This is a genomic window from Synechococcus sp. PCC 7336, from assembly GCF_000332275.1.
GTDB lineage: Bacteria > Cyanobacteriota > Cyanobacteriia > Thermostichales > PCC-7336 > PCC-7336.
On record NZ_CM001776.1, the window covers coordinates 2,800,854 to 2,822,424 of the forward strand.

The 21,571-nt window shown below is 55.3% G+C and carries 26 protein-coding genes; 16 read left to right on the forward strand and 10 right to left on the reverse strand.

Annotated features, from left to right (window positions below; genetic code table 11):
• Window positions 1-764 precede the first annotated feature (764 nt).
• The 3 genes from SYN7336_RS13380 to SYN7336_RS13390 all read right to left on the reverse strand — a co-directional run bounded on the left by SYN7336_RS13380 (window position 765) and on the right by SYN7336_RS13390 (window position 3,396).
• Window positions 765-1,952, reverse strand: a complete 1,188-nt coding sequence (locus SYN7336_RS13380) for a phosphotransferase enzyme family protein (protein ID WP_227498504.1) — start codon at window positions 1,950-1,952, stop codon at window positions 765-767.
• A complete protein-coding gene (locus tag SYN7336_RS13385) occupies window positions 1,906-2,259 on the reverse strand; it encodes a phenylpyruvate tautomerase MIF-related protein (protein WP_017326460.1) in 354 nt (117 codons plus the stop codon). Before SYN7336_RS13385 ends, SYN7336_RS13380 begins: the two co-directional genes overlap by 47 nt.
• Window positions 2,260-2,400: 141 nt before the next feature.
• Window positions 2,401-3,396, reverse strand: coding sequence for a PstS family phosphate ABC transporter substrate-binding protein (locus tag SYN7336_RS13390; RefSeq protein WP_017326461.1), 996 nt, complete (start codon window positions 3,394-3,396; stop codon window positions 2,401-2,403).
• Window positions 3,397-3,985: 589 nt separating this feature from the next.
• Here SYN7336_RS13390 and rpmJ point away from each other — a divergent pair.
• The 12 genes from rpmJ (at window position 3,986) to SYN7336_RS30910 (ending at window position 10,552) form a co-directional block, all read left to right on the forward strand.
• Window positions 3,986-4,099, forward strand: coding sequence for a 50S ribosomal protein L36 (gene rpmJ / locus SYN7336_RS28935; protein WP_071590893.1), 114 nt, complete (start codon window positions 3,986-3,988; stop codon window positions 4,097-4,099).
• 31 nt (window positions 4,100-4,130) lie between these two features.
• Window positions 4,131-4,499: a 30S ribosomal protein S13 gene (gene rpsM, locus SYN7336_RS13395; RefSeq protein ID WP_017326462.1), complete on the forward strand. Its 369-nt coding sequence runs from the start codon at window positions 4,131-4,133 to the stop codon at window positions 4,497-4,499.
• Window positions 4,500-4,670: 171 nt separating this feature from the next.
• Window positions 4,671-5,057 carry a 30S ribosomal protein S11 gene (gene rpsK / locus SYN7336_RS13400; RefSeq protein ID WP_017326463.1) on the forward strand — a complete coding sequence of 129 codons (387 nt, stop codon included), beginning with the start codon at window positions 4,671-4,673 and terminating at the stop codon, window positions 5,055-5,057.
• Window positions 5,058-5,277: 220 nt separating this feature from the next.
• Entirely contained in the window at window positions 5,278-6,222 is a 945-nt protein-coding gene (locus SYN7336_RS13405; RefSeq protein WP_026100977.1) for a DNA-directed RNA polymerase subunit alpha, read from the forward strand.
• Window positions 6,223-6,302: 80 nt separating this feature from the next.
• Window positions 6,303-6,653, forward strand: coding sequence for a 50S ribosomal protein L17 (rplQ, locus tag SYN7336_RS13410; RefSeq protein WP_026100978.1), 351 nt, complete (start codon window positions 6,303-6,305; stop codon window positions 6,651-6,653).
• A 16-nt stretch (window positions 6,654-6,669) separates the two neighbouring features.
• Window positions 6,670-7,554 carry a tRNA pseudouridine(38-40) synthase TruA gene (truA, locus tag SYN7336_RS25860; protein WP_017326466.1) on the forward strand — a complete coding sequence of 295 codons (885 nt, stop codon included), beginning with the start codon at window positions 6,670-6,672 and terminating at the stop codon, window positions 7,552-7,554.
• Window positions 7,555-7,585: 31 nt separating this feature from the next.
• A complete protein-coding gene (gene rplM, locus SYN7336_RS13420; protein WP_017326467.1) occupies window positions 7,586-8,041 on the forward strand; it encodes a 50S ribosomal protein L13 in 456 nt (151 codons plus the stop codon).
• Between the two features lie 2 nt (window positions 8,042-8,043).
• Window positions 8,044-8,448, forward strand: a complete 405-nt coding sequence (gene rpsI, locus SYN7336_RS13425) for a 30S ribosomal protein S9 (protein ID WP_017326468.1) — start codon at window positions 8,044-8,046, stop codon at window positions 8,446-8,448.
• Window positions 8,449-8,528: 80 nt separating this feature from the next.
• Complete coding sequence (rpmE, locus tag SYN7336_RS13430; RefSeq protein ID WP_026100979.1) at window positions 8,529-8,747, forward strand: 50S ribosomal protein L31; 219 nt, start codon at window positions 8,529-8,531, stop codon at window positions 8,745-8,747.
• Window positions 8,748-8,888: 141 nt separating this feature from the next.
• A complete protein-coding gene (prfA, locus tag SYN7336_RS13435) occupies window positions 8,889-9,983 on the forward strand; it encodes a peptide chain release factor 1 (RefSeq protein ID WP_026100980.1) in 1,095 nt (364 codons plus the stop codon).
• Window positions 9,984-10,038: 55 nt separating this feature from the next.
• Window positions 10,039-10,383 (forward strand): MGMT family protein, encoded by a 345-nt coding sequence (locus SYN7336_RS13440; protein ID WP_227498505.1) that lies wholly within the window; start codon window positions 10,039-10,041, stop codon window positions 10,381-10,383.
• Between the two features lie 31 nt (window positions 10,384-10,414).
• Window positions 10,415-10,552 (forward strand): hypothetical protein, encoded by a 138-nt coding sequence (locus tag SYN7336_RS30910; protein ID WP_156820145.1) that lies wholly within the window; start codon window positions 10,415-10,417, stop codon window positions 10,550-10,552.
• A gap of 24 nt (window positions 10,553-10,576) precedes the next feature.
• Here SYN7336_RS30910 and SYN7336_RS13445 read toward each other — a convergent pair whose 3' ends face one another.
• The 3 genes from SYN7336_RS13445 to SYN7336_RS13450 form a co-directional block, all read right to left on the reverse strand.
• Window positions 10,577-11,776: an argininosuccinate synthase gene (locus SYN7336_RS13445; RefSeq protein ID WP_017326472.1), complete on the reverse strand. Its 1,200-nt coding sequence runs from the start codon at window positions 11,774-11,776 to the stop codon at window positions 10,577-10,579.
• Window positions 11,777-11,919: 143 nt separating this feature from the next.
• The gene (locus SYN7336_RS28940) at window positions 11,920-12,237 is read right to left on the reverse strand and encodes a PIN domain-containing protein (RefSeq protein ID WP_156820146.1); all 318 of its coding nucleotides are present in this window, start codon (window positions 12,235-12,237) and stop codon (window positions 11,920-11,922) included.
• A gap of 16 nt (window positions 12,238-12,253) precedes the next feature.
• Complete coding sequence (locus tag SYN7336_RS13450) at window positions 12,254-12,532, reverse strand: hypothetical protein (protein WP_017326473.1); 279 nt, start codon at window positions 12,530-12,532, stop codon at window positions 12,254-12,256.
• Between the two features lie 113 nt (window positions 12,533-12,645).
• Here SYN7336_RS13450 and SYN7336_RS13455 point away from each other — a divergent pair, with 113 nt between their 5' ends.
• Window positions 12,646-14,025, forward strand: coding sequence for a mechanosensitive ion channel family protein (locus SYN7336_RS13455; RefSeq protein ID WP_017326474.1), 1,380 nt, complete (start codon window positions 12,646-12,648; stop codon window positions 14,023-14,025).
• A gap of 171 nt (window positions 14,026-14,196) precedes the next feature.
• Here SYN7336_RS13455 and SYN7336_RS25865 read toward each other — a convergent pair whose 3' ends face one another.
• Window positions 14,197-14,634, reverse strand: coding sequence for a VOC family protein (locus SYN7336_RS25865; protein WP_227498506.1), 438 nt, complete (start codon window positions 14,632-14,634; stop codon window positions 14,197-14,199).
• 13 nt (window positions 14,635-14,647) lie between these two features.
• On the reverse strand, window positions 14,648-15,403 hold the full coding sequence (locus SYN7336_RS13465) for a TylF/MycF/NovP-related O-methyltransferase (protein ID WP_017326476.1): 756 nt from the start codon (window positions 15,401-15,403) through the stop codon (window positions 14,648-14,650).
• Window positions 15,404-15,513: 110 nt separating this feature from the next.
• Between SYN7336_RS13465 and hisH the strand changes: the two genes are divergently transcribed.
• On the forward strand, window positions 15,514-16,167 hold the full coding sequence (hisH, locus tag SYN7336_RS13470; protein WP_017326477.1) for an imidazole glycerol phosphate synthase subunit HisH: 654 nt from the start codon (window positions 15,514-15,516) through the stop codon (window positions 16,165-16,167).
• On the opposite strand, the gene purM is transcribed toward hisH, so the two are convergent.
• On the reverse strand, window positions 16,164-17,186 hold the full coding sequence (gene purM / locus SYN7336_RS13475) for a phosphoribosylformylglycinamidine cyclo-ligase (RefSeq protein WP_017326478.1): 1,023 nt from the start codon (window positions 17,184-17,186) through the stop codon (window positions 16,164-16,166). The two genes, hisH and purM, sit on opposite strands and share 4 nt — an antisense overlap.
• 185 nt (window positions 17,187-17,371) lie before the next feature.
• Between purM and SYN7336_RS28045 the strand changes: the two genes are divergently transcribed.
• Complete coding sequence (locus tag SYN7336_RS28045) at window positions 17,372-18,547, forward strand: septal ring lytic transglycosylase RlpA family protein (RefSeq protein WP_083885729.1); 1,176 nt, start codon at window positions 17,372-17,374, stop codon at window positions 18,545-18,547.
• 300 nt (window positions 18,548-18,847) lie between these two features.
• A complete protein-coding gene (gene murA / locus SYN7336_RS13485) occupies window positions 18,848-20,155 on the forward strand; it encodes a UDP-N-acetylglucosamine 1-carboxyvinyltransferase (RefSeq protein ID WP_202951195.1) in 1,308 nt (435 codons plus the stop codon).
• Between the two features lie 67 nt (window positions 20,156-20,222).
• Here murA and SYN7336_RS13490 read toward each other — a convergent pair whose 3' ends face one another.
• On the reverse strand, window positions 20,223-21,446 hold the full coding sequence (locus SYN7336_RS13490) for a tetracycline resistance MFS efflux pump (RefSeq protein WP_017326481.1): 1,224 nt from the start codon (window positions 21,444-21,446) through the stop codon (window positions 20,223-20,225).
• Window positions 21,447-21,571: the final 125 nt, after the last annotated feature.

The window sequence follows — 21,571 nt, forward strand, 5'->3', positions numbered from 1 at the left end:
CGATCGCAATTCTGCAAGAGAGCGGAATTGCGTTCTCGCGCAGTAAGGGTTTCATGCTGTATTTCTCCTTAGAACTATCTGAGGTTTCTATAAGATTGAAGTACCTTCAAGCCTGTCATCGAGCTTGAAAGGAGAATCGCCTCGACAGCAGAGTCCAGCTCTATGCCGGTGCCTGTTATAAAACAAGACTGTGGCCACACGAAAGGGGAGTGGGTAAGGTTGTGTCTGGCATAATATTTTGTTAATATGCCACCTATCGGGATAGTGTAAATCCGTGTATAGTTGATGGTTGAACTGCCATTTCCTAACGTGGAAATTGGCACTGCTAGTCAGGAGATCTATTGTGAAAATTCAACACCTTGCTTTAATTGGTATCGCCGCCGCTCTAAGCCTAGGCGTTGCTTCCTGCGGTGGAGTCAGCCAAGTGAACCCCTGCGCCAATCCTTGTGCCAGTACCACTGTCAATCCTTGCGCCAACCCCTGTGCGAATCCTTGCGCCAACCCCTGCGCCAATCCTTGTGCCAACCCTTGCGCGAATCCCTGTGCGAATCCTTGCGCCAGCCCTTGCGCAAATCCCTGTGCCAACCCCTGTGCGAATCCCTGTGCTAGCTAGGCAGAGCCATAAAGCTTTTGAAAGCATCTAGCAAAGCGACAACGCTGGCCCTTTTTAAGCTTGTTTTGAGAGAAGATAATAGCTCCGAGGCCCCGATCTGACAAAGGTCTGGGGCTTTAGCCTTTTGATGCAGTGACGACTGCCCCTCAGCCTATATCTGCTCGATCGCGGCTCGAATCTCCCCTTCCCCCCGCTCGATACTCTCCACTAATTTGAACTGCATCCGTGCCCGCACCAAATTCTGCTCGGGATGGCCGATCTTGAAGTAAATGTTGCCGGCTAAATAATCGGCAATATACCTCAGCCCCAGCTCAAAGGGAATCAGTCGAATGGCATCGAATAGGTAATCGCGATCGGCTTCCGTCCAAATCGCTCTCGCCCGTGCAAAATAGCCCTGCAAAATTCCCCGACACAGGTCGAGATCGAACCTCACCCGCCCGAACTCTCGCCTGCTGCTATCCGAACGCTTGCAGCCCGAGCGCAAACAATCTCCCAGGTCGTAATGAACCAAACCGGGCTTGACGGTATCCAAATCAATCAGGCTAATGGCTTGTCCCGTTTGGGCATCCAGCAAAATATTGTTGACTTTTGGATCTCCGTGAATGGTTTGCAAGCGCAGTACCCCAGCCGCTTTGGCATCTTCTAAGACCGAGACCCAATCGCGGCGATCGCCTACAAACTTCAAGCAGTATTTCACTGCGCTAGAATGAGGCAGCTCGCAACCCTCTAAAACCTCGTCAAACTGTCGCAAATAAGCGGGCGCGATGTGAAAACCCTCGAGCGTGTCTGCAAGGCGATCGCAGTCTAGATCGCTCGATAAGGTATGAAAGATACCGAGGGCACAGCCCACCTCTCGGGCTTGGGCAACCGTTTCGAGTTTGCCAATGGTTGCAGAAGAGTCGATATAGCTAATGGCTCGCCAAAACGACCCGAATTCATCGATGTAATAGTCGCGATCGTTTTTTGCCGCCAACACCTGCGGCACCTCCCACCGCCGTCCCAGTTCCAAACCTAAATCTGGCAATCGCTGGCGGGCATGAGCTGAAAACACCCGCAAATTTTGCATCACCAACTCCGGTTGGCGAAAGACGTGGCGATTGAGGCGCTGTAAGACAAAGCGACGACCTGCAGTTCCCGCAAGGGTCGCCAAAAATGTATCGTTGATGAGGCCGCTGCCTAGCGGGCAAACGTCTATGACGCTGTCAGAGCCTGCAAACTGAGCGGCAATTGCCACCCAATCTGCCGAACTCTCGCGACTCCCATCCAGGCTGGCCATTGATTCCCGTTCGAGCCTATCCAAACGTCCTGCCGTTCCACCCCCACATGGCTCCTTCAGCATCGGCAAACTCGATATAGATGCGATTTTTGGGTACGCCCAGCGCATCGCTCAACTGCTCGCAAAACGCCGCACTCATGGCGCTGGTTTTAGCACTGCCCATCGTCCCTACACTCTTAATTTCCACATAGCAAGCCGGATCGGCGGTGCCCGCAAATGTCATGGAGGTATTGGGCTCGAATGCCGTCATAATATAGGCTTCTGATTTTCCTAAGTGCTGGGCCAGATCGGCAGAGAGAGACTTCAAGAGGGTCTCTAGATCTGTACTGGAGGTATCGCTGACGGAGGTCTGAACTTTAATCAGTGGCATGGTTGGCGATCGCGGGACATCGCTAATGTCCTAGCAGATCGCGACAGCAAACCACAAGCATCGCCCATCAAAAAGCTGCCCGTCCTGCATCAGCAAGACAGGCAGCAACTCTAGCCAATCGACTAGTAAGGGGAAAGAGAATTATTGCTCGCCGAACAGTTCGTCAATGGGAGTGCCGGGCTCGACGTCTTGGAAGTTGCTTCCAATACCGCGAGCTTCCCAGTGTTTGGTAATTGATGCATAAGCATCCTCGGGCAAACCAATGTAGCCAACGCTAGAGGCCAGATCGGCTGCATTTTCGAGGTAGAAATCGACAAAAGCTTCTACCTGAGACTCGTCGGCAGATTCAGTGTTGACGTAAATGAACAGAGGACGGGCTAAAGGATTGTAGGTGCCGTTAGCCACCGTTTCTTCGGAGGGCGCGATGCAGCCGCTGCCATTATCGATCGCGACTAAGTTGAGAATGTCACTGTTCTCTTCGTAGAAAGCCAGACCGAAGAAGCCCAAGCCGCCGGGGCTGCCCGCAACACCCGTCACAATGACGTTGTCATCTTCGCTGGGGGTAAAGTCAGCGCGGATATCGTCTTCATCTAGGATCGCTTCGACAAAGTAGTCAAAGGTGCCGGAGTCAACGCCAGGGGCAAACAGAGCGAAGTCCTCGCTGGGGAAATCAGCGTCTTTTACTTGGGACCAGTTGGTCACTTCGCCTTCAGCATCAGCGTTCCAGATATAGTTGAGTTGTTCGACCGAAAGACACTGAGCGAAAGTATTGTCCTTATGGGTGACAACGGCCAGACCGTCAAAGGCAACCGGAATTTCAACAAATTCAACGCCGTTCTCAGCACAGATATCGATTTCGCTCTGCTTGATGACGCGAGAAGCATTAGAGATATCGGTTTCTCCGACGCAGAACTTTTTGAAGCCGCCGCCACTACCGCTGGTACCGACAGAAACTTGCACACTGGGGTTCTCAGAGCGGAACCCTTCAGCAGCAGCGATCGTGACGGGACCGACAGTGCTAGAACCGTCAGCGAGAACATCCCCACTTAGGTGGTTATCCGCGGACACAACCGAAGCAACGCCTAAGGTTGCGGCAGCTAGCAGACCAGCCGCGATCGCACAATTACGATTTGTCATGAGTCTTCTTCTTCCTCTTGAAAAGTCTGTACGTATTTCTCAGTTCGAGATAGTTAAATAGTCGATCTGAGGATTTAAAAAGTTTCCCATAGGCAAGTTAACTCATTTAGGAATCTTCCAAGGTTAAGCACTGAATAAGGACGGAAAAAGGGAATATTAAGAGCACGTTTTTGCGGTTTATTTATATACAGCACAAGCCGCATCAATTCCGAAACCTGTAGTCGTGAAATGTAGGTTGAATTGAACTCGTGAAACTCAATAAACCAAGATAATCAGGAACGAGGCGTGGCAAAACAGAATCATGAGAATGAAAGCGCATCAGTTCGGACTTATCGCCCTGGATGAGCGCCGAGAAATCAGTTCTCGCGTTTTTCGAGAGCCATTGAACTGCTCGCCGAGTGAAACACCGGCGGCTTTTAGTCAGTCCGCGACTTGAACCTCTGACCCGCTAGTTCTCGCTCTGCGACCGTGACAGTGTTTCCCTCGCTCGGGCTATGGAGACACAGTGACGCAATCGAACCATTAAATTTTTTGACAAGTGTGCGCCCTTCTCCTACAATGTTTATTTGCTGATTTATTCGGGATCGGGATGAAGGTCAGAGCCTCTGTGCGCAAGATGTGCGAGAAATGCCGTGTGATTCGACGCCACGGTAAAGTTCGGGTGATTTGTACCAACCCGAAACATAAGCAGCGTCAAGGCTAACCCCATCAAACAAGGTTAATTTAGGAATCATATGGCACGTATTGCTGGGGTCGATATTCCCCGTGAAAAGCGAGTAGAAGTTGCTTTGACCTATATCTATGGCATTGGGCCTAGTCGCGCGAGAGAAATCTTAGCCAAGGCTGGCGTCAATCCCGACACGCGCGCTCGCGACCTGCAGGATGCTGAAGTGGCAGCTCTGCGCGCCGTGGTCGAGAGCGACTATCAGGTGGAAGGGGATTTGCGTCGGTTCGAATCGATGAACATCAAGCGATTGATGGATATCGGTTGCTATCGCGGCCGCCGCCACCGGACGGGTTTGCCCCTGCGCGGCCAACGGACCCGCACCAATGCTCGCACTCGCAAAGGTGCTCGCAAGACTGTGGCCGGGAAGAAGAAGTGATCGCATGGCCTGCGGAGGCTCGCAGACTAGCGGCAGCTTGCTAGGGTCGATTTTGGCATTTGGACTCAGCATGTCTCGCTGGCGACTGGCTCGGGCCCATGGCAATAGCGCAACTCGCATTAGGTTTTAATTGGCGATCGGTTGATACAGGGATTTAGGGGAATACAACTCATGGCTCGACAGCCACAGCGCAGAAAGAAGGCAAAACGCAATGTGCCCAATGGGGTTGCGTACATCCAGTCCACCTTCAACAACACCATCGTGACCATTACGGACCCTAACGGCGAGGCCATTTCTTGGGCTTCAGCAGGGTCGAGTGGGTTTAAAGGAGCTAAAAAGGGCACTCCGTTTGCTGCCCAGACAGCGGCTGAAAGTGCGGCCCGCACGGCAATCGATAATGGCATGCGTCAAATTGAAGTGATGGTCAGCGGTCCTGGCTCGGGCCGAGAGACTGCGATTCGGGCTCTGCAGGCAGCAGGACTGGAAATCACCTTAATTCGGGATGTCACTCCCATTCCCCACAATGGTTGCCGTCCCCCCAAACGCCGCCGCGTCTAGATGGAGGGTGGCGATCGCTGTTGCGCTGGAGGGAACTAACAGGAATTGAGCGAGGGTCGCTTGCCGAAGGGTCTTTAGTTGACCTGCTCTGGATTGTGTCGGACGATCTGGACTTCAGTGACACCCATTTGAATGACTCCAAATGTGTCAATGACACCAAATTTGAGTGACATCCGACGAACGCTTGAGTCAGAGGCTGACTAGGAAGGGAGGTGTGCTAATGGCACAGTATCAAACAGAATGCGTCGAGACCCAAGAAGAAGCGCAAGGCTTCTTATACGGCAAGTTCGTGCTGGGACCGCTCGAACGCGGCCAAGGGACCACCGTGGGTAACGCGCTGCGCCGCGTCTTGCTGTCCAACTTGGAAGGGGCAGCGGTGACAGCCGTGCGAATTGCAGGGGTAAGTCACGAATTTTCTACCGTTCCGGGGGTACGGGAAGATGTCATGGACATTCTTCTCAATATGAAGGAGCTAGTGTTTCATTCCTCTTCCCCCGACTCTCAAATGGGCCGGCTATCGGTGCAAGGACCGGGGATTGTGACTGCTGCTCAAATGGAGCTGCCTGCCCAACTGGAGGTGGTGAACTCCGATCACTATCTCGCCACTCTGTCGGAAGATGCCACCCTAGAGATGGAATTCTTGGTCGATCGCGGTCGCGGCTATCGCTCGGTGGATCATAGCAACACCGACTCAATTGCTGTCGACTTTCTCCAAATCGACTCTGTTTTCATGCCCGTGCGCAAGGTCAACTACTCTGTGGAAGACGCCCGCGAGGGCGGCTCGATCGAAAAGGATCGCCTCACGCTGGAAATTTGGACCAACGGCAGCATTACCCCTGAAGATGCCCTCAGCCAAGCGGCTCAGGAACTCGTGCGGTTATTTATACCGCTGCAAGATGTGACCTTTGCATCCTCTGATGTGGTGACCAAAACAGAGGACGATCAAAAGAATCAAATTCCGATTGAGGAGTTGCAACTCTCCGTTCGTGCCTACAACTGTCTCAAGCGCGCTCAGGTCAATTCCGTGGCCGATCTGTTGGTCTACTCCGAAGAAGATCTGTTAGAGATCAAAAACTTCGGCCAAAAGTCTGCAGAGGAGGTGATCGAAGCCCTCAAGGACCGACTCAACCTCACCCTGCCCCGCACCCGCGATAAGAGCAAGTAATGGCTTCAGCCACCGACTTTGTAGAGTAAAGTCGGTGGTTTGCGTTTAATCCCCCCTTTAGCCTCAGTAGGAACTCAACCATGCGCCACCGCTGTCGAACCCCCCAACTCAATATGCCTGCCGATCGGCGCAAAGCCCTGCTGCGATCGCTCACCACCTCCCTGCTACGAGAAGGTCGCATCACCACCACCAAGGCCCGCGCCAAGGCATTGCGCGCCACTGCCGACAAGATGATCGGCTTGGCCAAAGATGGCTCGCTAGCGGCTCGCCGTCAGGCACTCGGCTATGTCTACGACAAGCAATTGGTGCATGCTCTATTCGAGCAAGTGCCCGAGCGCTACAGCGATCGCGAGGGCGGCTACACCCGGATTTTGCGTACCGTCAGCCGTCGCGGCGATGGGGCCGAGATGGCCATCATCGAGCTTGTTTGAGCTGGGATTGAGTTCAATGCCTAGTACCACTGCCATCAATCGACGCATCGCCCTCAAGCTGCAATACTTGGGGACTAGTTTCTTTGGCTGGCAGCGACAAACCAAGCACCGCAGCGTTCAAGGGGTGTTGGAGAAGACTCTCTCCAGGCTGATCGATCGCCCTACAGACTTGTCTGGCGCAGGTCGCACCGATACAGGGGTACATGCCTCCGCTCAGGTGGCTCATTTTGACACCCCCTCTGCCATCCCGATCGATCGATGGGGGTTCGCCCTCAATAATGCCTTGCCCCGCGATGTGTCAGTTCAGGCTGTGGCAGAGGTGGCAACTGATTGGCATTCGAGGTTTTCGGCAGTGTGGCGCAGCTATCGCTATGCCATCTGGAATGCGGCGCTGCCCAACGTGTTTTGGCAGATGTTTAGCTGGCACTACCGTCGACCCCTAGACGAGCAGCAGATGGATCGAGCCCTGCAGACGTTGCTGGGGGAGAACGATCTGGAGATTTTCCGACTGTCGGGCTCCAAGCGCACCCACTCCCGCGTGCAAGTGCTGGCAGTGCAGTGTTGGCGTTCTGGCCCGTTAGTCTGGATTGATGTCAAGGCATCTGGGTTTCTCTACCGCATGATGCGCTTGCTGGTGGGTGCTTTGGTCTGCGTCGGTCTCGGCGAAATTGCCCCCCGACAGTTCGAGCAAATGTGGCGCGATCGCAAGCGATCGCCCATTCGCTACAGCGCCCCCGCCCGGGGTCTGTGCTTGACAGGAGTGGGCTACCCGAGCGATCCTTTTCTAGCGTCGCAACCGCTAGACGTTGCCTCAGTTGCAACCTTTCCGTTTGCAGTTCGACCCGATCGCTTCGCGGCTGAATCACCTGTGGAGCAGTGTTTTTCTCCCGCACTGCCTTAGTGATGGATTTCATTTGTAGTTAACAGTCATTATGAACAAGACTCCCGTCCCTGCCGTCAACGAACTAGAGCCCCGCTGGTATGTAGTCGATGCTGCCGACCAGCGTTTGGGCCGTCTGGCCACGGCGATCGCTGCCACTCTGCGCGGCAAAAACAAGCCCACCTTCACCCCCCACATGGACACTGGGGATTTCGTGATTGTGGTCAACGCCGAGAAAATTGCTGTGACGGGTCGTAAGGCCGAGCAAAAGCTTTACCGCCGCCACTCCGGTCGTCCCGGCGGGATGAAAGTAGAGACCTTCGAGCACCTGCAAGCCCGCTTGCCCGAGCGCATCATCGAAAAAGCAGTGAAGGGAATGCTCCCCCACAACGCCCTCGGTCGCCGGTTATTTACGAAGCTGAAGGTCTACGCTGGCCCCAACCACCCCCACGCGGCCCAACAGCCCGAACCCCTAACCATTAATACGATTCCCGGAGCGAAAGCCTAGTCATGAGTGAAGATACAAAAGCGGTTTATTGGGGCACGGGTCGCCGCAAGACGGCGATCGCCCGCGTTCGCTTGGTCCCCGGCGAAGGCAATTTGGTCATCAACAAGCGCCCCGGTAACGAGTACCTGCAATTCCGCGAGACCCTAGTTGCCACGGCTAAGGCTCCTTTAGAGGTTTTGGGCTTAGAAGGGTCTTACGATATTTTGGTCAACGCCCACGGTGGCGGCGTTACCGGTCAGGCGGATGCCATCAAGTTAGGGGTGGCCCGCGCCCTGTGCGACCTGGACCCCGAAAATCGCGGTCCCCTCAAGACCGAAGGGTATTTAACCCGCGATCCCCGCGCTAAAGAGCGGAAGAAATACGGTCTGCACAAGGCTCGCAAGGCCCCTCAGTACTCGAAGCGCTAGCGCCTGTTCGCCGAATTGGGGACTCTCGATTCGGTTCGCGACTATTCCCATTCCATCCTGCGTTGCTGGAGGTGCAACCCATGCCTAAAGATAAGATTCATCCCGAGTGGTATCCAGAAGCCAAGGTGATTTGCAACGGCGAAGTTGTGATGACAGTTGGTTCGACTCAGCCCGAGCTGCGGGTTGATGTCTGGTCTGGCAACCACCCCTTCTTTACCGGCCAAAGTAAGATTATTGACGCAGAGGGCCGCGTCGAGCGGTTTATGCGCAAGTACGGCATGTCCGATAAGAAGAAGTAATTCGACTGTTCGATAATGCTTGGTTGGGCGATCGCGTTTCCCCCTCGGGTGCTTGCGATCGCTTTTTCGATCTCGTTAGGATCGAATTTAGGTCCACCGCAGACGGGCCACTGCTGTTTAGCGTCTTTGGGGTTTGAGGGTATGGCTGCCTCCCACATGTTGCAAAAATTGGACAATATCGAGTCCACTTTTAAGGAGTTGACCTTGCGATTGGCCGATCCCGAGGTGGCGACCGACCCCCACGAACTGCAACGGGTGGCGCGATCGCGATCGGCATTGGAAGAGACTGTCCAGACCTATCGCGAGTGGCAGTCGGTACAGACGGAAATTGAAGGGACAGAGGAAATCCTCAAATCGGCGGAGGAAGACCCCGAGATGCTGGAAATGGCGGCTGCCGAAGTGGAGGAATTGAAGGAGAAGGAAGTTTCTCTAGAAGAAAAGCTGACAATCCTGCTCCTGCCGCAAGACCCCAATGACGATAAGAACATTATGTTGGAGATTCGGGCTGGGGCCGGTGGCGACGAGGCGGCGATTTGGGCGGGCGATTTGGTGCGGATGTATACTCGCTATGCCGAGGCGGTGGGATGGTCCGTCAAGCTGGCGAGTGCCTCTGAGGCCGATATGGGCGGTTTTAAGGAAGCGGTGATGGAGGTGACGGGCGATCGCGTTTACAGCAAGTTGAAGTTTGAAGCGGGCGTTCACCGGGTGCAGCGGGTGCCTGCGACGGAAGCTCAGGGGCGGGTGCATACCTCGACAGCTACGGTGGCGATTATGCCGGAGGTGGACGATGTGGAGGTCAAGATCGACTCGAAGGATATCGAAATGAAGACGGCGCGATCGGGAGGTGCGGGCGGCCAGAATGTAAACAAGGTGGAAACCGCTGTGGATTTGATCCACAAGCCGACCGGCATTCGGGTGTTTTGTACGGAGGAGCGATCGCAGCTGCAAAACCGGGAGCGGGCCATGCAGATCTTGCGGGCCAAGCTCTACGAGATGATGTTGAAAGAGCAGCGGGATAAGATTACCAGCGATCGCAGGATGCAGGTGGGCACGGGCTCCCGCTCCGAGAAGATCCGCACTTACAATTACAAAGACAATCGCGTTACCGATCACCGTTTGGGGCAAAATTTCTCCCTCACACCGATTTTGGCAGGGGATATGGAGGATTTGATCCAGTCTTGCATCGGGGTCTATCAGAAAGAGCAGTTGGCCGAGCTGGCCAAGCAGGTCGAATAGCCTCGGGATGCCAATTTGGCTGGAAAAACCGCACCTTTCGGGAGCGATCCTCAAATTGATATCCACTCCCCGAGACTCGAAACCCCTATACGAGCAGTTCTACGAAACCGTCAGGCAAATTCCTCCGGGCAAAGTTGCCACCTACGGACAGGTAGCCCGTTGGTCGGGCTATCCGGGTTATGCGCGGCAGGTGGGTTATGCCTTATTTCGCCTCGATCGAGAGACAGACGTGCCCTGGCAGCGGGTGATTAACGCGAAGGGAGAAATTTCGCAGTCCCCCATGCGTTATGGCAGTGACGACCTGCAGCGAGAGATTTTATTGGAGGAAGGGGTGCAGTTTAGCGATCGCGGCAAAATCGATCTCGCCCAATTTGGTTGGGAGCCTCCAAGCTCGAAATGAGCCAGATAGACCATTGGGTTGGGCAGGACGTATGAGCGATAAACATTCGGAAGACTCAGACGATACTCCTGAAGAGATTATCTCCAGTCTGCGGAAGTCGTTAACACAGTCTGAGGCAGGCGATTGCTTGCCAGTCTCTCAACTGTGGGATGGTATCGCTCGCGAGTGAAGTAAGACCATCAGCTTGAATTTCCTACGACTGCCCCCGAGACCAAACGCGAGTGGGCAAGCCCCACACATAAATAAATCCTTCTGCCGCCCTATGGTCGAACACATCCCCCTCGCTGTAGGTGGCTAAGGATTCGCTGTAGATAGAGCAATCGGACTTGCGTCCCACACAGACTGCTTGACCCTTGTGCAGGCGCATTCTAACCACCCCCGTGACGCGCTCTTGAGTTTTTACAATAAAGGCGTCTAGCGCCTCTCGTAGCGGCGAGAACCAGAGGCCGTTGTATACCAACTGACTGTAGGTTTGTTCGACGCCTACTTTGTATTGAGTGACATCCTTGGTTAGAGTTAGACTCTCTAAATCCCGGTGGGCGGTAATGAGTGCAAGCAGTGCGGGAGTTTCGTAGATTTCGCGGGATTTAATGCCCACTAGTCGATTTTCCAGCATATCGATGCGACCGACGCCATGTTCGCCCGCGATCGCGTTCAACTGCTCGAATAACTGCACGGGACCGAGGCGATCGCCATTCAACGCCACTGGCACCCCCCGCTCGAAGCTAATTTCTAAATAAGCGGGCTCGTCGGGAGTATCCGCCACGGCCTTCGTCAGGGCATAAACCTCTTCAGGGGGTTCTGCCCAAGGGTCTTCTAAAATTCCAGCTTCGGCACTGCGTCCCAGAATGTTCAAATCGATGCTGTAGGGACTCGACTTTTTGACGGGGAAGGTCAAGCCGTATTTTTCGCCATAGGCCATCGCTTCCTCGCGGCTCATGCCCCATTCGCGGGCGGGGGCCAAGACTTTGAGGCTGGGGTTGAGGGCGGCGATCGCCACATCGAAGCGCACTTGGTCGTTCCCTTTGCCCGTACAGCCGTGGGCGACGGCATCGGCTCCCACCTCTTCAGCCACTTCCACCAACATTTTGGCGATGAGGGGTCGGGCGAGGGCAGTGGAGAGGGGATAGCGATTTTCGTAGAGGGCGTTCGCTTGGATAGCCGGAAAGGCATACTGTTCGATCAGTTCTCGGGTGGCGTCTTTGACCAAAGACTGGTCGGCTCCAGCCGTGAGTCCTTTGGCTTGGATGGCATCGAGCTCGGCTCCTTGGCCTAAATCCACTGCCAGGGCAACGACCGACTCTACCCCCCACTCGTGGGTGAGGTAAGGAATGCAAACGCTAGTATCGACCCCGCCCGAATAGGCCAAAACGACTTTCTTTGCCCGACCCATGTTGTTGCTCTGCTATTCACTTCCGTCTGAGTAGTCTACTACGCGCGGCCGCGTCTGAACCGCTTCCTACAATCTGTGCCAGTCGTTCGTTAGACTCGCGCTCGCACTCGCTAAGTTCTCCTGCAATTCAGCGATCGGAGAGCCTACTGGTATTTTGATGGAAGAAGACCATTGTCCCGTTCGCTGCAGCGTAGGATTAGGTGGCTGACTGCAGCAAACGTATAAATCCTTTCGCCAACCCATACTGTCTCGATATCTGGATTGTCTAGCAAGTCTGTTGCAAATGCCAGTACAGCACTACGAGGGAAGCGACGCACCAATGCCAAAGCGATTAATTCAGCCAAAATATAGCTATGAGTCAGTAACTTATTGGTTGCTCCGTTTAGCAGTTTAACGGCCTCTTGATGCTGTGGTTCGTCTCGGTGCAGATAGCAAAGCAACCCCGATGTATCTAGGAGCACAAATCAGCCTCAGCACTTAGTACTCATCGGCATATGCTCTAGCCAGGTCAGCATCAATACTCTCGTTGCCAGCATCTGTTGCATAACCGAGACTGACGGCTCCTGCATGACTGCGAAACCTCAAACGGGCTGCGTCTTTCTGCACTTGAAAGTTTAGGCGATTGCTCGAAGTATGGTTCTTCTGGCTCAAAGTAGCAATAACCCACTCAGCCACAGATAATCCAACAGCATTAGCTTGCCTCTGCAAAGCTGCATAGACTTCATCACTAAGTTCTAGGGTTAGCTGCTGGCTCACGGAGCTCGATCGCTTTAAAGAAGTTTGAAGCCATTATAACTCTGCGCTTTCGGAGGGCCTACTGGTATTTTGATGAAAGGCGATCGCCGACCGCTAACCCGTTTCTCGACACTATGGTCAACTCTCTCAAAACTTGCCTATCAATGGCGATCGCTGTCGGGATATCGGCGGCTCCGATATCTACAGTCGTTTGGGGGCAAGAAGAGCAATTGTCTGGAGATGCGCTGTCCGTACCATCATCCCTTCGGGCGATCGACGACACCTTTTATTTTGCCGATGTGTCGATCGGAGGTCGACCCATTTTCCAGGTGGGCAGTGTGGGGGATATCGATGCAAGAGAGCGCGCAGCAACGATCGACCGCCGACTGGCAAGCTTGGTGGAGAATGCGGATGTTATCCAGCCGGTTACAGTGCATCTCAATCCCGACCGAACCTGGGCTACTTTGCAAGTCAACAATCGCGTGCTGGTGACCGTTACACAGCAAGACGCAGCAGACTTTGACGTGTCGATTGAAGATCTCGCACGGCATTGGGCGAGGCAACTGGGCGAGGCACTCGAGAAACCGCCCTTGGCTGTTGATGTTACCCAACTGCTCGGCGCAACCATTCGAGCCTTGGGACGAGACACCGTACAACGTCTCCCTTCTTTATTGGGGGCGACGATAGTTGTACTCGTAACTTGGGGGGTGGCGGGTGGAGTGCGGCGCGGATTCTTTGCCTGGGCGCAGCATACCGAGGGCGATCGCAGTGCGGAAATCCTCATCGCGCGGTTGGGGTATGGAGGGGTCTGGGTGATTGGCTCCGTGATTGCCTTGGGGGTTATGGGGTTGGAGTTTGGAGCCTTGTTAGGGGCATTTGGCCTGACTAGCGTTGCAATTGGTTTTAGTCTCAAGGATGTTTTGAGCAACTATATTTCGGGGGTCATTTTGCTGGCCGCCCGCCCCTTTCGACAGGGGGACCAAGTGGCGATTGGGGGTTACGAAGGCACGGTCTCCGAGATTCAACTGCGTGCCACCACATTGAGAACCTACGATGGCCGGACAGTTTATATCCCCAACCAAGAAGTATTCCAAGCTAGCATCACGAACAATACGGCTTCGCCGATTCGTCGCAGTTCGGTCGTGGTTGGCATTGACTACGCTGCTGACATTTCAACCGCCATCAAGATTATTTTGGAGGCAATTGGCACCATCAGCTCCATTCAAAAACGAGAGCCGTTTCCCCCCAGGGTTCTCGTACAGGAGCTAGCAGCGAGTACAGTTAACCTCGAAGTGCAGTTTTGGGTGAACTCTTACCGTGGAGAGTTTCTAGAGACGACCTCAATGGCAGCCCAAGCGATTAAGGAGTCCTTGGAAGCTGCTGATATTGAGATGCCGACAGAGATTTATACGCTACTGTTTCGCAATGTGCCAAAGCTACAAAACGAAACCGGTATTACCACGAGCTCGAACGATGATGAATCGCGTCGATTAATGTCTGGGCCCGAAATTTAAAGGGGGACAGGTGAAGAGCAGCAATTGCATTCTGTCTAAAACCATTCCGATCGCCTGAGTTCGATGGCTCTGCATGCCCTCACCCCCGGCCCCTCTCCCAATTTTGGGAGAGGGGAGAAATAGCCTCAAACCCGCAATCTGCCGTTCTGTTCTCCTTCCCCCAACTATCCGCTAATCCAGTCTTGACTTTACGGGTTTGCGATCGAAGTCCATCAAGCCCCAAAACTCTTCTGAGGGCTCGTGGATGACAATCCGATTGCCGTCTGGATCGCAACAATCCACCTCGCGCCCGTGAAATTCCGATCGCAACGGCGAGAGCTCGACAGCCTGCAAAACAGGCCGTTCGAGAACGACATCGAGATCGCTCACCTGCAAGCAAATGCTCGTGGCACCGAGACACGGCTCGAACTCGGGATTGCTAGAGCGATACAACCCCAACCGCAACCCCGCCAAGCGAAATTCGGCGTAGGTGCCCTCTAGAACAACAGCGGGCTCGGCATCGAGTAACTGACGATAGAACGCTTGCAACTCGGGTAAATTGTGGGTGGCAACGCTGAGCAGTCCGAGCATGTTTGGCAACCGTCGAGCGGAACGGCAAGATTCTAGCACCGCCCAAAGCTGCTCATTTCACCAGTAAAAGCCCCTGGCCGGTGGGCAATTCCAAAATATCCAGACCGCGATCGCCCATAAAGGCATCTTCAGCTAGTTTTTGCCGCACGTAACCGCTCCAGCCATAATCGTCAAACACAATGGCGCTGCCGGAGGACATGCGATCGAACAACACCTCCAACGCCGCAATTTCAGACTTGCTCGAATTCATATCCAGATGTAGAAAGGCAATTTTCTCGGGGCAAGCCTCTGCAAATGACTCGGGCACAGTGCCGCGCACAATGCGGACATTGGGGTATGGCTCGAATCGGTTTTGCACCGTCCGATAAATGGCATCGCGATCGCCCGCCATATCGTGCTCGTACACCGCATTCGAACGCGCCTCCGAGTTAAACTCCGCCGGAATCCCCGCAAACGTGTCGTAGAGATATAGCGTTTTATCCACCGCTTCAAACTGCAGGTAAGCCGCCACCACAGCCATTGAGAAGCCCTTGTAAACGCCGCACTCGACAAAATCCCCCTCAACGGACAAGCAATGCTTACTCGCCCAGGTCAGCGTGTGCAGTCTCCAAGCCAAAGAGCGTTCTTGGCGAGTCTGCGCTTGCCCCTTAAAGGCTTGCAAAAAGGACTCATCCTGCAGGAACCCTGCCGTTCGCTGGAGTGCAATCAAATTATCTTGGGCGTACACGCGACCGAAAACCTTCTGCAACAGTTTCAGTGCCTGTTGGAATTCCTCGCGATCGCGATCGTCAAACTTGCCATAAAACACAATCGGCTTTCCCCGCAACGACTCACATCTACACAACTGCGATGTTCCCAGTCTCCCCGCTTCGAACCGAAAGTGGCACACTAGAGCAGTGATGGTATGGGAGGATGGGAATGGCGATCGCGTCAATTGCAGTCATCGACTACGAGATGGGCAACCTGCATTCCGCTTGCAAAGGGCTGGAGCAGGTGGGTGCTGCCGTGACCGTGCTCGATCGCCCCGATCGCTTGGAACAGTTTGACGGATTGGTATTACCCGGCGTGGGCGCATTCGATCCCGCCATCCAGAGTTTGCGCAAGCACGGCTTCGAGCAGCCCCTAAAAGCCGCAGTCGAACGGGGTCAACCCTTGATGGGAGTCTGCCTGGGCATGCAACTGATGTTCGATCGCAGCTCCGAAGGGGTCGAACCCGGCTTGGGCCTCGTTCCAGGCAGCGTCGATCGCTTTAACCCCGAACCCGACATCACCATCCCCCACATGGGCTGGAACCGCTTGACGTTTACCCAACCCGAGGCCCCCCTCTGGATCGACCTCAGCGGCAACCCTTGGGCCTATTTCGTCCACTCCTATTACGTCACCCCCAGCGATTCCAGTTGGACCGCCGCCACCGTCACCCACGGCAGCCAAACGGTCACAGCGGCGATCGCCAAAGGCCGCGTCATGGCCACCCAATTCCACCCCGAAAAATCTGCGGCGGCAGGCTTGCACATGCTGGAAAACTACGTCCGGTTTGTTGCCAAGACGGTGCGGGAACCAGTTTCCGTTTAAACTTGCCAATCCTCCAGCCCGAGGACTTCCCCCTCGCCAGCCACCACTTCGCCGATCGCGATCGCCTCGGGAAGTAAGTCCAGTGCGCGATCGGCAGCTTCGGGGGGAAGCGCCAGTACAAATCCAATGCCCATATTGAAGGTGTGGAACATCTCCAACAGCTCCACCGGTCCCTGCTGCATCAGCCACTCAAATTCCGCCGGAATCGTCCAGCTATTCGGACGAATGCGCGCGGACTGATGCGGTCCCAAACAGCGCGGTAAATTCTCGGGCAAGCCGCCGCCGGTAATGTGGGCCATACCGCGCACAGTCAAACCTGCTTTGAGGGCAGCCAAAATGGGTCGGACATAGAGCTGGGTTGGGGCAAGAAAAGTCTCCAAAAGCGATCGCTGCCAGCCAGCGGGGATCGCGTCCCAGGCTTCGCCACTCTCTGCCACAATCCTGCGCACGAGACTGTAGCCATTACTGTGAAGGCCGGAACTGGGCAAGCCGATGAGGCGATCGCCCACCGCGATCTGGGAGCCGTCAATCAACTGGGATTTTTCGACGACGCCAACGCAAAACCCGGCCACATCGTACTCGCCCGCGCCATAAAACCCAGGCATCTCGGCAGTTTCGCCCCCCAACAGCGCACAGCCCGACTGCTCGCAGCCCGTGGCAATCCCGTCCACCACCGCCGCCAACTGCTGCGGCTCCAGTTTCCCCGTCGCCAAATAGTCCAAAACAAACAGCGGTTCGGCCCCTAGCGTCAAAATATCGTTGACGCACATCGCCACCAGGTCAATACCAATGGTGTCGTGGCGATCGGCTATTTGGGCCAGCTTTAATTTGGTGCCCACTCCATCGGTGCCCGACACCAACACCGGTTGCCGATAGCCTTGCGGCAACTCGAACAAACCGCCAAACCCCCCAATTCCGCCCAACACCCCCGCACGCATCGTGCGAGCCACGCTCGCTTGAATGTCTCGCACAAACTCGCGACCGCGAGCCACGTCCACGCCTGCCGAACGATAGTCCAAACCCCTAATCCTCAAAGCTTTTGCTCGATATTCACAGACCGGCAGGCGTGAGATAGGATGAGTAAATATACTGGCACAAACTCAACCCTTTACCCACCCGCCATCAAAATGTGTGTTAAGTTTACTTCGATTCTGCTTAACGATTCTCCACATTCAAAGTGTAGTTAAATCTGGACGAGATATTTATGCTTGCTAAACGGTCACTGACAACATTCACTGGCTTAACCTTAGGGCTATGGCTCTCCCCGATGGCAGCGATTGCTGAAATAGAGACCGACTTGAATCAGGCTTCCCCCCAAGACAGTGCTTCGGTGCGGGAGACTATCTCTCCGAGTGCAGAGCCAACCGATCCTCTACTGGCCGATCTATTGCGCTTAGAAGCAGAGGCTAGAGCTGCCGCAGAGGCTGAAGCGAATTCAGAGTCACCTGTAGAGGCTGATGGGAGTCTTGGGACACCAGATAGTCAGACACCAGATAGTCAGGCACCAGATAGTCAGACAGAAGACATCGATCGGGCAGAAGACATCAAGACCGCTGTGGTAGATGGCGATCGCGGTTCCATCACCCCCCCGAGCGAGAATGGGGCAGACGCTCCCTTCCCGACAGTACTCAAATTAGGCCGCGTGCAAAACAACCTGGAAGAACTCCAAATTGCCCCCGCCACCCTCTATTCCTACGATCTCGATGGCAAGGCAGCAGCAACAGTTTATCTCGAAGGGCTGCCCGTTTTAACCTTTATCGAACCCTCTATCCCTAGCAGTGCTGAGTCTGCTGCAACGACTGCGCTAGAGCGTGCGTCGAACTTTACCGCTCAACTCAATTTGCTCGCCCAGCGAGATTTAGACGGAGTCGAGATCGAGCTGTCTAGAGAGGGCGCACAACTGGCGATCGCGGTAGACGGCGAACCGATTGAGACGATTGACGAGATGGTGAAACCCGAGCGCGGTTCCAGTCGGGCAGGAGCGGCACTCGCCGCCACCAATCGCATCCGCCGCCTCCTCGTTGGCGCTGCTGCCCTCAACAGTGTGCCGGGGGGCATCAGTCCCATTGCTGCCGGTACCGTTATTGCTCGCCAAGCAGGATTGGCTTCGTGGTACGGCCCGGGCTTTGCCGGACGCCCCAGTGCCAGTGGCGAGATCTTCAACCCCAATGCCATGACCGCTGCCCACCGCTACCTGCCTTTCGGCACGTTGGTGGAGGTGATCAATATCAGTACTGGGCGCTCGGCGATCGTGCGCATCAACGATCGCGGTCCGTTTATCGGCAATCGCATTATCGATCTGTCAGCAAGGGCCGCGCGGGCGATCGGCTTGCTGGGGGCAGGGGTCGGCCCGGTAGAACTGAGAATTTTAGGACGGTAGCGTCGGTTTCTCAACACACTTTTTCTCAACACACTTTAGTGGCGGCTCTCTCGATGGGACGCTGCCATTTCCTTGGAGCTAACGTCAAACGAGTGCGAGCGTCCCGAGGGCAGCGGGTTGAGGGCGATCGCGCTTGGCTTCGCATTGGCATGAGGTTTGCCGATAGGTGAACGGGTATGGTTAAGATATCCCCTGTGTGGAGTGTTTGCGGTGGGTGAAATTTTGCGTGAGTCTGGCCAGTCCCTTGACCTTGCTGAAACTGAATCGAAAGCTTCCGTTCGAACTGACTTTACCGAGCCAATCCCAGAACCAACCTTATATATCCGGGGCGGGCAACAATTATCCGGGTACGCGCAAGTTAGCGGAGCGAAGAATTCTGCCTTAGCCCTGATGGCGGGGGCATTGCTTTCCCCCGAGCCCTGCCGCCTGCACAATGTGCCCCGCTTAGTCGATATCCAGCGGATGGGAGAAATCTTGGCTGGCATGGGGGTGAAGGTGGCTCTCCACGGCAACATTCTGGACCTCGATCCCTCCCATCTGACCTCCTGTCACGCCCCTTACGAATTAGTCAGCCAATTGCGGGCTAGCTTTTTTGCCATTGGCCCCCTATTAGTGCGGCGAGGGGTGGCTAGAATTCCACTGCCGGGGGGCTGTGCCATTGGCGCCCGTCCGGTGGATTTGCACGTTCGCGGCCTGCAAAAACTGGGGGCTACGGTCCATATTGATGGCGGCATCGTCAATGCGCGGGCCAGCAAGCTGACGGGAGCCCGAATTTATTTGGATTATCCTAGCGTGGGAGCGACGGAAACCCTGATGATGGCTGCCACAGGGGCGCAGGGGGAAACCATCATTGAAAACGCTGCCCAAGAGCCCGAGGTGGCCGATCTGGCGAATTTCTGTCGAGCGATGGGGGCTAAAATTCGTGGGGCGGGCACCAATACGATCGAGATTGTGGGTACCCCTCGCCTGCACGGCACAGAATACACAGTCATTCCCGATCGCATCGAAGCTGGAACTTTGCTGGTGGCGGCAGCGGCGACTCGGTCGACGATTACCATTGGCCCCGTGATTCCCGAGCACTTGCGGGCGGCGATCGCCAAGCTGCAGGAAATGGGCCTCAATATTCGCGAAGTGGGGGTCAATAAATTAGAGATTTCTCCTGGCGAATCGAGGCGGGCGGTGGATGTGGAAACCTTGCCCTATCCCGGTTTTCCGACGGATATGCAGGCGCAGGTGATGGTGCTGGCAGCGATCGCGGAAGGGGACTCTGCCATTGCCGAGACAGTGTTCGAAAATCGCATGAACCACGTCCCGGAACTGAACCGCATGGGAGCCGATATTCGCATTAAGAAGGGTGTGGCCTTGGTGCGGGGGGTGTCGGCACTGTCGGGGGCTCCAGTGGCTTCCACCGACCTGCGGGCAGCGGCGGCTTTAGTGATTGCCGGACTAGCGGCGCAGGGGGTCACCGAAGTCAAAAATCTGCAGCATCTCGATCGCGGCTATGAGGATCTAGAAGGCAAGTTGCGGGGGTTGGGGGCTCAATTACAGCGCTCTACAGAGGGCTGTCCGTTTGCGGGGGCTGCGGCTGAATCGAGGCGGGCGGTGTAGGCGGCGATCGATGCCTCGTTTTACATCAGAGATGTGGCTCCAAACACTAGAGTCGAGCCGTCACCTTTTATTCCTTGGCAGCGGTCGGGACAGGCGCGGTTACACCAGAGCGAAGGGTGCTGCTGCTGGCGATCGCCGCGATCGCCACTAACACCAAACCCGCGCTAATCCACAGCGGCCAAGTTGGCTGCCAATTGTCATAGGTCCACCCCGCCAGCAAGGGGCCTAAAATTTGGGTCAGGCTACTGAGCGATTGGGTCCCGCCACTGACTTTGCCCTGTTCGCTATCCGGCACGCTGCTGGCGATCGAACCGCGCAGCGAAGGGGAGGCAATGCCGATGCCAAAGGCAAACATCGCTTGAGTGCCGTACAGATAGTATCCGCGCGGGCTGAGAGCGACGAGACACAGAGCTAGAGCAACAAGGCTGAAGCCCGCCAACATCAGCCGCAGTTCGCCAAAACGAGGCAGTAGTTTGCGGATCAAGCCCCCCTGCACGACGCTCGCCACAATGCCGACAAAAAATAACACCCCCGCCGATTGCATCGGTCCCCAGTCATAGCGATCGCGGACTAACACCACAAAAATACTGGTGAACCCCGCAAATGCCAGAAAGAACGTAAAGTACCCCAGCATTAAGCTGCGCAATTGCGGTCGGCTGAGTAAATCTCGCAGTTGTCCGAGGGGGTTTAAGTCCTGCAGTCGAATTGGCTCGGTGCTCTTGCGTTCGAGAGATTCCGGCAGTACGAAGTAAGCTAGGGCTGAGTTGCAAAGGGCAGTTCCCCCGGCTAAAAACACCGGCAAACGCAAGTCGATGCCCGCCAAGCTGCCCCCCAAGAGTGGCCCCAGAATAAACCCAATGCCAGCAGCAGCCCCGATCGCGCCAAAGTTTTTGGTGCGCTCCTGCGGCGAATCCGAGATGTCGGCGATGTATGCCTGGGCGGTGCTGACTAAGCCTCCCGTGATGCCGTTGGCGATTTGGGCAACGAACATCACCCAGAGGGCACTAGCAATGCCGAAGAGGAAAAATGTCAGAGCAGTGCCCAGGGTGCAGAGGACGAGAATGGGGCGACGACCGAAGCGATCGGACAGGTTTCCCAAGACGGGGGCGGCGAAGAATTGAGCGGTGGCAAAGCTGGCTGCCAGCAGGGTAATGGTGAGGGCATCCGAGCGAAACCGTTCGACTAAGAACGGCAGCACCGGGAATAAGAGCCCGCCCCCCGTCACTTCAATGACGATCGCGAGCACCACGATAAAGAAGGGCGAGATGGGAAAGCGCAGCGATCGATTCACGCGATGTCTCTCAGATGACGATAGTGTAGGACCCGTACCTTGCTAGAAATGGCAGGTACAACGGGCAGTTCTTCTATCGTGACATCAAGTGAAGAAATGTAAAGCTGGGGGTGGCCGGGATTGCT

Bases quoted from the DNA above. Each gene is read 5' to 3' on its own strand.
- SYN7336_RS13390 (WP_017326461.1), bottom strand. From the start codon at position 3,396: ATGACAAATCGTAATTGTGCGATCGCGGCTGGTCTGCTAGCTGCCGCA.
- rplM (WP_017326467.1), top strand. From the start codon at position 7,586: ATGAACAAGACTCCCGTCCCTGCCGTCAACGAACTAGAGCCCCGCTGG.
- rpmE (WP_026100979.1), top strand. From the start codon at position 8,529: ATGCCTAAAGATAAGATTCATCCCGAGTGGTATCCAGAAGCCAAGGTG.
- rpmJ (WP_071590893.1), top strand. From the start codon at position 3,986: ATGAAGGTCAGAGCCTCTGTGCGCAAGATGTGCGAGAAATGCCGTGTG.
- SYN7336_RS28045 (WP_083885729.1), top strand. From the start codon at position 17,372: ATGCTTGCTAAACGGTCACTGACAACATTCACTGGCTTAACCTTAGGG.
- SYN7336_RS30910 (WP_156820145.1), top strand. From the start codon at position 10,415: ATGAGCGATAAACATTCGGAAGACTCAGACGATACTCCTGAAGAGATT.
- rpsK (WP_017326463.1), top strand. From the start codon at position 4,671: ATGGCTCGACAGCCACAGCGCAGAAAGAAGGCAAAACGCAATGTGCCC.
- SYN7336_RS13385 (WP_017326460.1), bottom strand. From the start codon at position 2,259: ATGCCACTGATTAAAGTTCAGACCTCCGTCAGCGATACCTCCAGTACA.
- prfA (WP_026100980.1), top strand. From the start codon at position 8,889: ATGGCTGCCTCCCACATGTTGCAAAAATTGGACAATATCGAGTCCACT.
- SYN7336_RS13405 (WP_026100977.1), top strand. From the start codon at position 5,278: ATGGCACAGTATCAAACAGAATGCGTCGAGACCCAAGAAGAAGCGCAA.
- hisH (WP_017326477.1), top strand. From the start codon at position 15,514: ATGGCGATCGCGTCAATTGCAGTCATCGACTACGAGATGGGCAACCTG.
- SYN7336_RS13380 (WP_227498504.1), bottom strand. From the start codon at position 1,952: ATGCTGAAGGAGCCATGTGGGGGTGGAACGGCAGGACGTTTGGATAGG.
- SYN7336_RS13445 (WP_017326472.1), bottom strand. From the start codon at position 11,776: ATGGGTCGGGCAAAGAAAGTCGTTTTGGCCTATTCGGGCGGGGTCGAT.
- rpsI (WP_017326468.1), top strand. From the start codon at position 8,044: ATGAGTGAAGATACAAAAGCGGTTTATTGGGGCACGGGTCGCCGCAAG.
- truA (WP_017326466.1), top strand. From the start codon at position 6,670: ATGCCTAGTACCACTGCCATCAATCGACGCATCGCCCTCAAGCTGCAA.
- rplQ (WP_026100978.1), top strand. From the start codon at position 6,303: ATGCGCCACCGCTGTCGAACCCCCCAACTCAATATGCCTGCCGATCGG.
- rpsM (WP_017326462.1), top strand. From the start codon at position 4,131: ATGGCACGTATTGCTGGGGTCGATATTCCCCGTGAAAAGCGAGTAGAA.
- SYN7336_RS13455 (WP_017326474.1), top strand. From the start codon at position 12,646: ATGGTCAACTCTCTCAAAACTTGCCTATCAATGGCGATCGCTGTCGGG.